This is a genomic window from Demequina ureilytica (genome assembly GCF_048553575.1).
In the GTDB taxonomy this organism is placed as follows: Bacteria; Actinomycetota; Actinomycetes; order Actinomycetales; family Demequinaceae; genus Demequina.
Window position 1 is genome coordinate 1,049,784 of record NZ_JBLZIE010000001.1, and the last position, 13,579, is coordinate 1,063,362.

A 13,579-nucleotide genomic window follows, 5' to 3' on the forward strand; every position below is an offset into this window, starting at 1 on the left:
GTGGGGTTAATCCTTGGGTGAATCGCGGACGCGAGGAGTCGCGTCCTATCGGCGGGCAGCCGATCGCGAATCATTGTCCTTGCGGCCTTCGCTATCTCCAGCGGCGCCGCGCTTCCATGACGACCGGTCAGCCCCGGGTCACGGCCATTCTAGCCCCCCCGCCGTGCGTGAGGCCAGGATCGCCGTCTACTCTGGCGCACATGCGCGTAGTGGTGATGGGTGTGACGGGTTGCGGCAAGACGACGGTCGGGATGCGGCTGGCTCACGAGCTCAAGGCGGAGTTCTGCGACGGCGACGACCTCCACTCCGAGGAGGCGATCGCCAAGATGGCCGCCGGAATCGCTCTCACCGACGAGGATCGCTGGCCGTGGCTTGAGGCAGTGGCGACGTGGCTCGGGGGCCAGGATCGAGGCATCGTCGCGTGCTCGGCCCTCAAGCGCGTGTACCGGGACTGCATTCGGGACGTCGCGGGCGACGCTGTGGTGTTCATCCACCTCGCCGCGCCACAGAGCGTCCTCGAGCCCCGGGTGCGACGGCGCGCCGAGCACGAGGGACACTTCGCGCCGGTGGGGCTGCTCGACTCTCAGTATGCGGCGCTCGAGCCACTTGCACCGGACGAGATCGGCGGCACTGTGGCCGTCCATGATCACTCGCCAGAGGGTGCGACGCTGGTAGCCCGCTCGATCGTTGACTCCGCCGCGCGTTGATGCACTGGTGGTGTCAGGCGCCGAATCCGACGCGTCGCTTGGACTCCTCGCCCGTCTCCACATAGCCGACGGCGCCGGACGGCACAACGACGCGCCGTCCCTTGTCGTCGGTGAGGTCGAGCGTGGCACCGGCCATCGCTCCCGCGACCGCCTCCGCCACCGCATCGGCCGTCATGTCGGTCTCGATCACGATCTCTCGTGACACGTTCTGAACGCCGATCCTGACTTCCACGCTGACCTCCCGAGGTCTGTTCACTGCTGGCTATTGATTATCGTAGGGGGGTGAGTGATGGCGAAAGACGCGTGTTCGCGGGCAGGGGAATCTCCCTACCCGGCCTCGGATCCATTGCCCTCGTCGTCATCGTCGCCTTTGCGGCGGGCATCGGCGTGGGATGGGGGACGGGTCTCGTTGCCGACCGCCTCGCCGTCGCGGAGCCCAGTCCTGTCCCGTCTCCGAGCGCGTCTGCCACCCCGACTGCTGAGGTGAGCCTGCCCCCTCTCGAGCCCATCGAGCGTGCGCTCGACGACGCGGACCGTCTCGCAGGAGTCGCGTCGCTCGACGTCGTCCCCGAGGGCGAGCGGAGCTTCGCGACGGTGACCGTCGACGGAGAGCCATCTGGTGGCGGAGCCTCGGTGCGCTGGGTGCGCGTCGAGTATGAAGAGGGCCTGGGCATGAGCGGTCAGGCCCTGGGCGACTTCGTCCTCGACACCCTGAACGACCCGCGCGGGTGGGGCGCACGTGGACGCTTCGAGTTCGTGCCGACAGGCGGGGCGCCAGACCTCAGGATCGTGCTCGCGAGCCCCGCGACCGCGGCCGCAACGTGTCCCGATCCGCACGCGACCGCCCCGGCGGGGGCCCTGATGGACCCCTCGGCGAGCCCTGACCCCGCGGTCGATCCGACCACCGCAGCCACGTCCGACCCGGAGTCCTCGGCAGAGGCGCCCTCTTGTGCCGATCAGGGCCTTGTGATGCTCGACCACTACGAGTGGATCGCCGGACTGGCCGCGTATGGCGATAACCGCACCGGGGCGCGGCAATACCTGGTCAACCACTTCGTTGGTCACGCGCTGGGCGAGTCGGAGACCCAGTGCACGTCGGGCCGCGCGCTCGTCACCACGGATCAGTCGCAGCTGCCGGGCGACTGCGACCCCAACCCTTGGACCTGGCCGGACGAACCAGTTCCGGCGCCTAACCCGTCGCCGGACGCCACCGCCAGCCCGCGCGAGCAAGACGAGTAGCTAGTTGCCGGGCGCATCGGCACGCGTCGGTAGACTCCGCAGCATGTCTGTCGACCCTGCCCCTGTTCGGCGCACGCCCGCTCGTTCACGGCAAGCGGGACTCGCCGCGATCAACGTGCTGCGAGGCGCCGTGATCGGCGCCGTCGAGGTCGTGCCCGGAGTGTCGGGCGGGACCCTCGCGCTCGTCGTGGGCGTCTACGAGACGATCATCACCTCGGCGGGAGAGCTCGTGCGCGGCCTCGTGGCCGCAGTGGCCGCTCTACTCCGCCGGACTGAGCTCGCCCCGGCCCGCGAGCACTTCGCACGGGTGCGGTGGGGAACGCTCATCCCGTTGGGCGTCGGCATGCTCACTGCGATCGTGCTGGTGTCAGCGACGCTCGCACCGCTCATCGAGTCCCATCCGATCCAGACGCGCGCACTGTTCGCGGGCCTCATCGTCGCCTCGCTCATCGTGCCCGCACGGATGGTCGGTCGTTGGGGTTTGAGGGAGGTGCTGGTGGCGCTCGTCGCGGCGGTTGCGGCGTTCTACTTCACGGGGCTGACCGGGGTCGAGCGATCGGACCCATCGCTGTGGCTCGTCGCCATCGCGGCGTCCTTCGCCGTGTGCGCGCTCGTGCTGCCCGGGGTGTCCGGCTCGTTCCTGTTGCTCGTGCTGGGCATGTATGCGCCCACGCTGGGCGCGGTGAATGACCGAGACCTCGCATACCTGGGGGTCTTCGCCGCCGGCGCGGTCCTCGGCTTGGCCCTGTTCGTCACCGGCCTGGAATGGCTCCTTGAGCATCGGCGTGCGCTGACGCTGGCGGCGATGACCGGGCTGATGCTCGGCTCGCTCCGCGCGCTGTGGCCGTGGCAAGCGGAGGACGCCACGCTGCAGGCGCCGTCCGGCGCGCTTGGCCCGGTCCTCGCACTGTTCGCCGTCGGAGTCGCCGCGGTGACCGCGCTGCTCGTGGTCGAGGCACTCGCCACACGGCGTGCCGCGGCGCACGAGCAGGCGGCGCCCGTGCCCGAAGGCCGCTGAGCGCGGCCCTGGCGCAGGCGTGTCAGAGCGGTGTGGTGAGGTGACGCCATGACGCGGATTCGTGTGGTCTCGCCCTCGCCGCTCGCACGCGCGGATGCGCTTGATGATGATCAGCGCGCAGCCGTGGATGCCCTGGTGCGCGGTACAGGGCATGTGGTGGTGACGGGCGCTCCGGGCACCGGCAAGACCACGGTGGCGAAGGCCGCCGCGGTCGCCGCAGTCGACGCCGGCACGCCGCCCGAGCGCGTGCTCGTGCTCGCTCCCACACGGCGTGCCGCCGCGGACCTGAGGGACCAGGTCAGCCTCGCGATGGACCGGCCGAGCGGTGCACCCATGGTTCGCACGTCGGCCTCCGCGGCCCACCACGTGCTCGCGGCCCAGGCGGCCACACTGGACCGGCCCTCTCCGGCGCTGATCACGGGAGCGGAGCAGGATTCGATCCTGCGCGAGCTGCTGGCGGGCCACGCCCGGGGCGAGGGCGCGCGAGTCGACTGGACGGGTGTGGTGCCACCTCAGGCCACCGCGTTGGCAGGATTCCGTGGCGAGCTCCGCGACCTGCTGATGCGCGCGGCGGAGTCGGGCCACACCGCCGCCGAGCTGCGCGAGCTCGGCGAGCGCGTGGGGCGGCCCGAGTGGGTCGCGGCTGCCGCCGTGATGGCGGAGTACGAACTGGTGACGGCACTGCGTTCGATGCCCTCCGACCAAGGCGAGCGGTACGACCCCGCTACGGTCGCCGCGCAGGCGGCCTGGGTGCTCGAGCAGTGGGAGGAGGTGGCGGAGGGGCCAGCGCCGTTGTGGGACACCGTGGTCGTCGACGACCACCAGGACTCCACCGCCGCCACCACGGCGCTGCTCCATGCGATGGCACGCCGTGGGGCCCGACTGATGCTGCTTGGCAATGCCGACCAGGCCGTCCAGGGCTATCGAGGGGCGCTGCCACACGGTCTTGCCAGTGCGGCGGGGGGCGACCTCGGGAGAGCCAGCCATGTCGAGCTCGCGGTCGATCACCGCCAGCCCGCAGGACTGGCCCGTGTCGCGGCCGCAGTGGCCCAGCGCATCGGCGTCAAGGGCGTGGGCTCGGCTCGCTCCGCCCACCGGGGGTTGGCCGATGCCGCCGCGCCCGTCACAGTGTTGACAGCCGCGCATTCGTTCGGGCAGTCGCGCGCCATCGCGGCGGAGCTCCGGCGGGCGCGCCACGGGCTTGACGGGCCGTCGATCCCATGGGGCGAGATGGTCGTCATCGCCCGGTCGAGCGCCCAGCTGCGGTCGCTGCGGTCCGACCTGCTGGGTGCCGATGTGCCGTGCGAGGCACTGGGTGACGGGACCGCCTTGCATCGCGAGCCCGCCGTCGCGCCGCTGCTCGAGATCGTGAGAGTCGCGCTCGGTGAGGAGTGGGACGAGGACCGGGCGGTAGACGTGCTGGGTTCGCGCCTGATCGGTCTGGACGCTGTGGCGCTGCGGAGGCTGCGCCGGGCGCTGGTCCGCGAGGAGCGATCCGGCGGGGGCCACCGTTCCAGCGCCGAACTGCTCGTGGAGGCGATGGCGGATCCGGCCAGATGGGCTTCCCTTGACGCCGTCGAGGCGCGCGCGGCCGCCCGTGCCTCGCGTGCGGTGGCATCGGCCCGAGCGCGCATCGAGGCGCCGGCCGCGACTCCCGGGGCCGTGCTGTGGGCGGCCTGGGACGCGATCGGCGTGACGGATCGGTGGCGCGAGGCGGCGCTTTCCGGCTCCGCGCGCGATGACGCTGACCTTGACGCCGTGATGGCGCTGATGCGTGCAGCGCAGACATTCTCAGAGCGGCTGTCGGAGGCGGATGCCGCTGCGTTCCTCGAGCACCTCGAGGGCCAGGAGTTCGCCGCAGACTCGCTCGGTGCCCGGGGGCAGTCCTTGGATGTGGTGTCGTTCTGCACTCCCGCCTCTGCGGCGGGGCGCGAGTGGGACGTGGTCGCGGTCGCCGGCGTGGAGGAGGGGGCGTGGCCCGACCTGCGACTGCGGGACTCGGTGCTGGGGGCGCAGGCGTTCGCGGAGCTGGTGGCCGAAGGTCCGGTCACCGACGAGCTGATCGCAGGAGCGCCTGGTCCCCGCGACCTCCACGGCGCTCGGCGCGCAGTTCTCGACGACGAGACCCGGGCGCTGCTCGTGGCCGTCTCGCGCGCCAGGGAGCGGCTCATCGTCACGGCGGTGGATGACGGAGAGTCGCGGCCGTCGCGCTATCTTGCGCTGATCGAGGACGCTGCTGGTGTCGTGAGGACCGATGCGTCGGTGCCGCGCGGAGTCGCGGATCTGCGCGGTGCGGTGGCGCGGTTGCGGGCGGACGGGCTCGAGGCCGTGGCCGTCCTTGACGAGGATCCGTCCGATGCGCCTGCAGCCGCGGCGCTGGACGGGGCGGCTGGACAGCTCGCACGTCTGGTGGAGGTCGGCGTGCCTGGCGCGGATCCCGATGACTGGCATGGGGTCGCGGAGGTCTCGACCGGGGAAGGGTTCTGGAGCGACGAGGCCGAGGTGCGGGTGTCGCCCTCGCGGCTCGACGCGGTGCGCGCATGCGCGCTCAAGTGGGCTCTGGAGACGGCCGGCGGAACAACCGAGAGCACGGACGCGCAGCATGTGGGCTCCCTCGTCCACGAGATTGCCGCTGCGCTGCCTGATGGTGATGAAGAGGCGATGTTGACGGAGCTGGAGCGCCGTTGGGGGGAGATCGGCGGCACGGGCACGTGGCTCGAGCGGCTGCAGTTCGACAATGCCCGCGAGATGGTGCGCCGACTGGCCCGCTATCTCGAGGGCGTGACTGCCGATCGAGTGGTGGTCGAGCAGGGCTTCGGCGTCGTGTTCGGCAAGGCGCGAGTGTCCGGCATCGCGGATCGGGTGGAGATCTCCGGCGACGTCGCACGCATCGTGGACCTCAAGACCGGCGCGACGATCACTCGCGCCGAGGGTGCCGACAACGGCCAGCTGATGCTGTACCAGCTGGTGGCGAACCACGGGGCCTTCGACGGTGTCGAGCGCGCGAGCGACGCTGCACTGGTGTTCGTGGGCAAGGGTGCAGCACGCAAGGGCACCGTCGTTCCGCAGCCGGCCATCGATGAGGCCGATGCGCGGGCTGAGTTGGACGCCGCCGTCGACACCATGCGCGCTCCCGCCTTCATGGCGACGCCCAACGCGATGTGCCCCCACTGCCCGATCCGCCGGTCGTGCCCGGCCCATGCCGCAGGTGGGCAGGTGAGCGACTCGTGAGCGCTGACGGGACCGTCCCTGGAGGTGCGCGATCGGTAGCGGAGCTCGCTGAGCTGATCGCGCCTGGCCGGCCTCCCACAGCCGAGCAGGCCCGGATCATCGGGGCGGGCACCGAGCCGATGCTCGTCGTCGCGGGTGCCGGCTCGGGCAAGACCGAGACGCTGTCCATGCGGATCGTGTACCTGCTGGACCACGCACGCGAGCTGTTCGGCGAGGACATCACGCCTGACGAGATCCTGTGCTTGACGTTCACGCGCAAGGCAGCCGCGGAGATCGCGGAGCGCGCGGACGAGAGGATCTCGCGCGTCTGGGATGCCGTCGAGACCGGGCCCGACGGCCGTCAGCGCCGCCGCCGGGACCCCGAACGGGCCGCGCCCACCGTCGCCACGTACAACGCCTATGCGGCCGCACTGGCCGCCGAGCACGGACTGCGGGTCGGCGTTGACCCGGACTCGACGGTCGTGACCGATGCGGCTCTTTGGCAGCTCGCGGCGCGCTCGCTGGAGGAGTGGACGGCCGCCCTGGAGACCGACTCGGCACCCGGCACCGTGCGGGGCTCGTTGCCCCGGCTGGCCGCGCAGATGCGCGAGCACTCCGTAACTCCGGCGTCGTTGCGACGTTGGTTGACCGACACGCTGGCCTTCCTCGACGGCTTGCCCAAGAAGGCCGGCGACGGGACGCCCGGAAGGATGACCGCCGCTCTCGCGGGCCGCATCGGCAAGCTGCGCACACTGTTGGCGATGGCCGATCTGGTCGAGGACTTCCAGGCGCGCAAGCACGAGGGTGCACTGCTCGACTTCTCCGACCAGGTGGCCGTCGCGGTCGAGCTCGCCAGCCTTTCGGCGGTGCAGCAGGTCGAGCAATCGCGCTACCGGGCCGTGCTCCTCGACGAGTTCCAGGACACCTCGCCGGCCCAACTGCAGCTGTTCGCCGACATGTTCGGCGCAGACCACCCCGTCATGGCGGTCGGCGATCCGAACCAGGCCATCTACGGATTCCGCGGTGCGTCCGCGGCCGCGCTCGAGGACTTCGTCACCCGCTTCGGCGGCCCCGATCGTGTGCGGCAGGCAAGCCTGTCGGTGTCGTGGCGCAACGAGGGCGCGATCCTGGAGGCCGCGAACGCCTCGGCGGAGCCGCTGCGCGAGGCCTCGAGCGTCCCCGTCACGCGGCTCGTGTCCCGTGCGGCGCTGATGGGCAAGTCCGAGCCGGACCGCGAGGCGCCCGGAGTCGCGGCGCACATGGCTGCCACGGCCGAGGACGAAGCCGCATATGTAGTCAACTACCTAATCGAGCGTCGCGGGGAGCTGGGGCACGGCCGGCCATGGCGGGGGGACGACGGCGCGTTCGTCACGGACGGTGCCGGCCGTGCGTTGCCGCGCAGCATCGAGGCCGCAGTGCTGTGCCGCCGGCGCGCCACGATCCCCCTCGTCGTCGACGAGCTCGAGCGCAGGGGAGTGGACTACGAGGTGGTGGGCCTGGGGGGACTGCTGGACACTCCCGACGTGGCCGACCTGGTCGCGCTGCTCGAGGTGGCGCACGATCCGGCGCGCGGCGACGCGCTGATGCGCCTGCTCACGTCCGAGCGCGTCAATCTGGGTCCGCGCGACCTGATGGCGCTGAAGGACCGGGCGGAGGCACTCGCCGGCAGCCGTGCACAGCGAGAGGCCCCGGCGAGCATTGTCGACGCTCTTGAGGAGCTGCCGCCGCCGGGATGGACCTCGCCCGATGGGCGGTCGCTCTCCGCCGAGGCGCGTGCGCGGCTCGAGCGTCTTCGGCGCTCGGTGCGCCATCTTCGTGAGCACACGTACCTGCCCCTGACCGAGCTCATCGCGTTCGCCGAACGGGTGTGGTGCTTGGACATCGAGGCACAGGTCGCGCGGCCCGACGGTCGGCTGCGCCGCAACGTCGACGCGTTCCTCGACTCAGCCCGTACCTTCGCCCAGGGCGCGGAGCACGCGACGCTCGGCGCCTTCCTGCATTGGCTCGACGCGGCTCGCAGCGAGGAACGCGGTCTCGACGCCCCGGTCAAGGACCCGGAACCGGGAGCCGTCCAGGTGCTCACGGTGCACTCCGCGAAGGGACTGGAGTGGGACGTGGTGGCGGTGCCCGGTGCCACCGATGGTCGGTTCCCCATGTTCATGAGCTTCCACGGAAAGCACGAGGACGGCGCGTGGTTGAGCAGCGATCCCGAGGTGCCATGGCCGCTGCGAATGGATGCTGACCGCCTGCCCTCGTGGCATCTGCACGGCGCCGTCGACCATGCGAGCCTGAGCGACACCATCGCGGACTTTCGCATCGCGGCCGGGGCGCACCGCGTGGACGAGGAGCGGCGACTGTTCTACGTCGCGCTCACCCGCGCTCGCAGCCACGTGCTGGTATCCGGCTCGTGGTACGCGGGCGGCCGGACCGTGCGCCAACCGTCGCCCTTCGTCACCGAACTGGTGAAGACGGGCCTGGTGGGCTCATCAGGGTGGGCCCCCGAGCCGGAGGACGACGCCGATCCACCCGAGCCCGTCGTGCACACAGGCATCTGGCCGCGCCCGGACTCGCGAGCACGCCGCCGCCGCCGCGCGCTCGCATCGGCGGTCCGCCGCGGTGGCGCGCTCGGCACGGACCCCTCCACCCTGCCTCTGTCCGTCGAGGTCGACGCGATGCTCGACGAGCGCGAGCGGCGCACCAGCGGCACACCCGAGGTGTCGCTGCCCGCGCACCTGTCCGCCTCCGCCTTGGTGTCGATGCGGCGCGACCGCGACGCCTTCGCGGTGCAACTGCGCCGGCCCGTTCCTCAAGAGCCCTCGCTCGCGGCGCAGCGTGGATCCGCCCTCCACGCGTGGATCGAGACCCAATATGGGCGTGTGCCGCTGCTGGACCCCGACGATCTGGACCCCGACGACGGCGCCTCGGAAGACCTCACGGCGCTGAAGGAGACCTTCGCGGCCTCCGAGTGGGCGGGACGCCAACCCACAGACGTCGAGGTTGACGTGGAGGTGCCGATCGCGGGCGTGACGATCCGCTCCCGTATCGACGCGGTGTTCCCGGCGGGTGCCGGCCTGGACCGTGTGACCGTGGTTGACTGGAAGTCGGGTCGCCCCCCGCGAGACCCTGCAGAGCGCGCGGCGCGAGAGGTCCAGCTCGCGGTCTACCGCCTGGCATGGGCGGAGTGGAAGGGGCTGCCGCTCGCCGACGTCGACGCGGCCTTCTACTACGTGGCCGAGGGTGCGACCGTGACACCGAACACGCTGCTGACGAGGGACGAGATAGTCGCGCTCATCGCGGGCGACGACTGACGGTGTCCCCGCTGCGATGCCCGGTGCGGGACTGAGGCTCCCGGCCTAGTCTTCTGTGCGGTCTTCGCCGGATGGCTCGTCGTCGAACAGCAGCGCCTCAAGATCTGCGAGCATGCCGGCACCATCCCCGATGACATCTTCGTTGTCCGTCCGCACACCGAACATCATCCACTGCAGCAGCGCGAGCTCCGAGGACAAGCGGGCGCGGTCGAGCAGGTGCGGGTCGCGGGACTCACGCCGTGCCATGCGATAGGACTCAATCACGGATTCGAGGGCGTCGTCGGGCGCGGCCGCGACGAGCCACGCGAGATCGTCCGCAGGATCCGCGACGCGGGCATCCATCCAGTCGACGACGCCCGACACGCGGTCGCCAGACACCATGATCTGGTGCTCGCCGAGGTCGCCGTGGACGACGGTCGGCTCGAAGCGCCACCAGGCCACGTTCTCGAGCTGATGCTCCCAGCGGTCAGCCAGACGTGGCGGCACCCGGCCCGTCTGGATGCCCGCATCGAGCTCCGCCATGCGCCGCGAGCGGTACTCCTCCGCGGTGTAGGCGGGAAGGCCCTCGTCCTCGACCAGGGACGGCGACAACTCGTGGATCTGTGCGATCGCGCGACCGAGCCCGGCGGCCAGTCCCGGACCGGGCTCCAGCCGTGACAGCACGAGGGCGCTGCCGCTGACCTCGGAGTACACCACCGCACGTCCCCCTTCGGCCTCGGCCATGGTGGCCGTGCCGCGCGGCCGCGGCACGTCGAAGGACAGCAGCCCCGTGTCGTGGGCACGAGCCAAGGCGTTCAGCAGGCCGCGTTCGGCCTCGAGCGCCGCACCGGCCGCAGGGCGCTTGGGGGCTCGCACGATCCACCGGGTACCCGTGGCGTCCTTGACCACGACGACATCGAAGTCGGCGTCCGTGTGGGGGCTGCGCAGCACGTCGTACACATCGAGGCCGGGGACAGCGACGGACGCGAGAGCGGCGAGGGCGAGCGGTGAACGTGGCACGACCTCACGATAGGACCTCGCTCGACCGTATGCCACAGTCCACGCCGCCCGTGCTCGCGGCCCGACCCCAGGCGACCACCGGCGTGGCACGACCAGGCCGGGCGCGCATCGGCCCCGTGCACTCCGTTCGCGCTCCTGAAGAGCGCGGTGGCGTAGCGTGAAAGCGTGAAACATGACCTGCTGCTGGACGACCCCCTGATCATCGACCGCGCGAGCGAGCGTCGCGAGCTGGTGGATATGGCGACGGCCGATGCGGTGGTGGTGCGAGACGGCGAGGTGCTGGCGATCGACGGCGACCTGGTCGAGCTCCCGGCCGGGCAGCGGCCCGCGCATGGTCTGCAGATCTACTTGGGCCGTGAAGGCGAGCGTGATCTGGTCGCGATCGTGCCCGAGTCGCCTGACGACGTGCACGTGCCAGGCGCCCGCATGACGCCGCTCCGGGAGCTTCTCGGTCTGTTCGCTGCTCGGGGCCAGGACGGGGCCCGCGACCGCGAGCTTGCCACCACGGCAGTGGCCATCTCGCTGTGGCACGCGGCCCACGAGCGCTGCGCTCGCTGCGGCGGTGCGACGGAGCCCCGCATGGGTGGCTGGGTGCGCCGCTGCGACGCGGACAGCCGAGACCATTACCCGCGCACGGACCCCGCCGTCATCGTCGCAATCACCGACCCGGAGGACCGCCTGCTCATGGCTCACGCAAGCCATTGGTCCGAGAACCGCTACTCGCACCTCGCGGGCTATGTCGAGCCGGGCGAGAGCCTTGAGCAGGCAGCCCATCGGGAGGTCGGCGAGGAGGCCGGGCTCGTGCTGCGAGATCTGACGTATGCGGGCTCGCAGCCGTGGCCCTTCCCCGCCTCGGTCATGGTCGGCTTCCGCGCACGGGTCGACGACCCTGCCTTTATCCTCGACGACGACGAGATCTCCGCTGCGATGTGGGTGACGCGTGCCGAGCTCGACGCGCGGGTGGCCGATGGCACGCTCGTGCTCGCGCCCGCTGGGTCGATCGCGCGGCGGATGCTGGAGGAGTGGTACGGCGCGCCCCTGCCGTAGGTTCCGCCCCCATCGCCGACCGGTGACGGTGGTCGCGTGTCACCGCCGCCTGGCACAATGCCATCAGATGTCAGCCGATCAGATCCTCGATGCGCTCGATCCCGAGCAGCGCGACGTCGCCACCGCCCTGCACGGACCGGTGTGCGTGCTCGCGGGCGCCGGCACGGGCAAGACCCGGGCCATCACGCACCGGATCGCGTACGGGGTGCGCGTCAGCGCCTATGCGCCACAATCGGTGCTCGCGGTCACGTTCACGGCGCGCGCGGCGGGGGAGATGCGCGAACGGCTGCGCGCCCTCGGCGCTCAGGGCGTCCAGGCGCGCACGTTTCACGCCGCCGCACTGCGCCAGCTCAGCTACTTCTGGCCCCAGGTCGTGGGTGGGCAGATCCCGCGGCTCGTCGAGCAGAAGGCATCCCTCGTCGGTCGTGCCGCGCGCCAGGTCGGGCTCAGCCCTGACCGGCTCACCGTGCGCGACCTCGCGAGCGAGATCGAGTGGGCGAAGGTGTCGCTGGTCGGTGCCGAGGACTACGTGCAGACGACGACCGACTCCGGACGCCCCGCGCCAGCCGGCGTCCAGCGCGGCCAAGTGGTCGACGTCATGCGCGCCTACGAGGATGCCAAGACCGAGGCTGTCGTGCTCGACTTCGAGGACATTCTGCTGCTCCTCGCGGACATGATCGGCCGGCACGGCGAGGTGGGGGAGCAGATCCGCCGTCAGTACCGCCACTTCGTCGTCGACGAGTACCAGGACGTGTCGCCGCTGCAGCAGTTCCTCCTCGACCAGTGGCTCGGCGGTCGGGAGGAGCTGTGCGTCGTGGGCGACCCCGCGCAGACCATCTACTCGTTCGCGGGCGCGTCGCCGCGCCACCTGCTCGACTTCGGGCGCACTCATCCGGACGCAACCGTGGTCCGGCTCGTGCGTGACTATCGGTCGACGCCGCAGGTAGTGAACCTCGCGAATGGGCTGATGTCCGCCCGCGGTGTCGCGCGCACCGGTGTGGAGCTCGTCGCACAGCGGCCGTCGGGCCCGGACCCGGTGTTCACCGCGTACGACGATGACGGGTCGGAGGCTGCGGCCGTCGCCGAGCGCATCGAGCGGCTGATCTCCTCGGGTCTGACGGCGTCGGAGATCGCCGTGCTGTATCGCACCAACAGCCAGTCCGAGGAGCTCGAGGACGCACTCGCCAGCCGCGGCATCGGCTACCTGATCCGCGGCGGCCGGAGGTTCTTCGACCGCGACGAGGTGCGCAAGGCGATGGTGCTGCTGCGCGGGGCAGCGGTGGGCGCGACGGACTCGCCCATCGGCGAGCAGGTACGCGACGCCATCGCCGATGCCGGGTGGACCGAGCAGGCACCCGAGGCGCGCGGGGCAGTCCGCGAGCGCTGGGAGTCGCTCCAGGCGCTCGTTCAACTGGCGGACGACTTCGACGCCGATGGCGGTGGGAATGCGACGATGCGGGAGTTCGTGGAGCACCTCGCGGAGCGCGCGCAGGCACAGCACGCACCCTCCGTGGAGGGCGTGACCCTCACCACCATGCACGCCGCGAAGGGGCTCGAGTGGGACGCCGTGTTCATCATCGGCTGCTCCGAGGGACTGATGCCCATCTCACTGGCGGAGACGCCCGAGGCGATCGAGGAGGAGCGCCGCCTGCTGTACGTCGCCGTCACCCGGGCACGCGAGCACCTCCTGCTGAGCTTCGCGCGTTCGCGCAAGGCGGGTGGACGTGCCACCCGCAAGCGCACCCGGTTCCTCGAGCGGTGGTGGCCCGAGGCCGGCCGTCCTCCGCAGCGCCGTGCCAAGGCAGCGGGAAAGATTGCGGACCTGGATGCGGACCAGGCGCACCTGTTCGAGGCGCTGAGAGCCTGGCGGCTCGAGCTCGCGCAGGAGTCATCGAAGCCGGCCTACACGGTCCTTACCGACGCGTCGCTCGTGGAGATCGCCCAGCAACGGCCGGCGACGATCGGCGCGCTGGCGTCGGTCCGCGGCGTGGGGGCCTCGAAACTCGATCTGTTCGGTGCCCAGATCCTCAGGGTCGTCGCGGACAACTGAT

Annotated in this window: 9 protein-coding genes; 7 read left to right on the forward strand and 2 right to left on the reverse strand. The window is 71.2% G+C overall.

Features of this window, described 5'->3' with window-relative positions:
* The first annotated feature begins 200 nt into the window (after nt 1-200).
* A complete protein-coding gene (locus ACNI3K_RS04820; RefSeq protein ID WP_419390712.1) occupies nt 201-707 on the forward strand; it encodes a gluconokinase in 507 nt (168 codons plus the stop codon).
* A gap of 13 nt (nt 708-720) precedes the next feature.
* Here the strand turns inward: ACNI3K_RS04820 and ACNI3K_RS04825 are convergent, their stop codons facing one another.
* Nucleotides 721-939 carry a DUF3107 domain-containing protein gene (locus tag ACNI3K_RS04825; RefSeq protein WP_419390713.1) on the reverse strand — a complete coding sequence of 73 codons (219 nt, stop codon included), beginning with the start codon at nt 937-939 and terminating at the stop codon, nt 721-723.
* Nucleotides 940-989: 50 nt separating this feature from the next.
* Between ACNI3K_RS04825 and ACNI3K_RS04830 the strand changes: the two genes are divergently transcribed.
* The 4 genes from ACNI3K_RS04830 to ACNI3K_RS04845 are packed head-to-tail and all read left to right on the forward strand — an operon-like array spanning nt 990 to nt 9,482.
* Nucleotides 990-1,946: a DUF3152 domain-containing protein gene (locus ACNI3K_RS04830; RefSeq protein ID WP_419390714.1), complete on the forward strand. Its 957-nt coding sequence runs from the start codon at nt 990-992 to the stop codon at nt 1,944-1,946.
* 43 nt (nt 1,947-1,989) lie between these two features.
* The gene (locus ACNI3K_RS04835; RefSeq protein WP_419390715.1) at nt 1,990-2,964 is read left to right on the forward strand and encodes a DUF368 domain-containing protein; all 975 of its coding nucleotides are present in this window, start codon (nt 1,990-1,992) and stop codon (nt 2,962-2,964) included.
* A 48-nt stretch (nt 2,965-3,012) separates the two neighbouring features.
* Nucleotides 3,013-6,195 carry a PD-(D/E)XK nuclease family protein gene (locus tag ACNI3K_RS04840; RefSeq protein ID WP_419390716.1) on the forward strand — a complete coding sequence of 1,061 codons (3,183 nt, stop codon included), beginning with the start codon at nt 3,013-3,015 and terminating at the stop codon, nt 6,193-6,195.
* A complete protein-coding gene (locus ACNI3K_RS04845; RefSeq protein ID WP_419390717.1) occupies nt 6,192-9,482 on the forward strand; it encodes an ATP-dependent helicase in 3,291 nt (1,096 codons plus the stop codon). Before ACNI3K_RS04840 ends, ACNI3K_RS04845 begins: the two co-directional genes overlap by 4 nt.
* Nucleotides 9,483-9,527: 45 nt before the next feature.
* On the opposite strand, the gene ACNI3K_RS04850 is transcribed toward ACNI3K_RS04845, so the two are convergent.
* Entirely contained in the window at nt 9,528-10,481 is a 954-nt protein-coding gene (locus ACNI3K_RS04850) for a macrolide 2'-phosphotransferase (protein WP_419390718.1), read from the reverse strand.
* A 165-nt stretch (nt 10,482-10,646) separates the two neighbouring features.
* On the opposite strand from ACNI3K_RS04850, the gene nudC reads away from it, so the two are divergent.
* Both nudC and ACNI3K_RS04860 read left to right on the forward strand, forming a co-directional pair.
* Nucleotides 10,647-11,528: an NAD(+) diphosphatase gene (gene nudC, locus ACNI3K_RS04855; protein ID WP_419390719.1), complete on the forward strand. Its 882-nt coding sequence runs from the start codon at nt 10,647-10,649 to the stop codon at nt 11,526-11,528.
* A 67-nt stretch (nt 11,529-11,595) separates the two neighbouring features.
* Nucleotides 11,596-13,578 carry an ATP-dependent helicase gene (locus tag ACNI3K_RS04860; RefSeq protein ID WP_419390720.1) on the forward strand — a complete coding sequence of 661 codons (1,983 nt, stop codon included), beginning with the start codon at nt 11,596-11,598 and terminating at the stop codon, nt 13,576-13,578.
* The last annotated feature ends 1 nt before the right edge of the window (nt 13,579 follow it).

Excerpts from the sequence above, each read along its gene's own strand:
- ACNI3K_RS04835 (WP_419390715.1), top strand. The coding sequence starts at position 1,990 with ATGTCTGTCGACCCTGCCCCTGTTCGGCGCACGCCCGCTCGTTCACGG.
- ACNI3K_RS04860 (WP_419390720.1), top strand. The coding sequence starts at position 11,596 with ATGTCAGCCGATCAGATCCTCGATGCGCTCGATCCCGAGCAGCGCGAC.
- ACNI3K_RS04820 (WP_419390712.1), top strand. The coding sequence starts at position 201 with ATGCGCGTAGTGGTGATGGGTGTGACGGGTTGCGGCAAGACGACGGTC.
- ACNI3K_RS04840 (WP_419390716.1), top strand. The coding sequence starts at position 3,013 with ATGACGCGGATTCGTGTGGTCTCGCCCTCGCCGCTCGCACGCGCGGAT.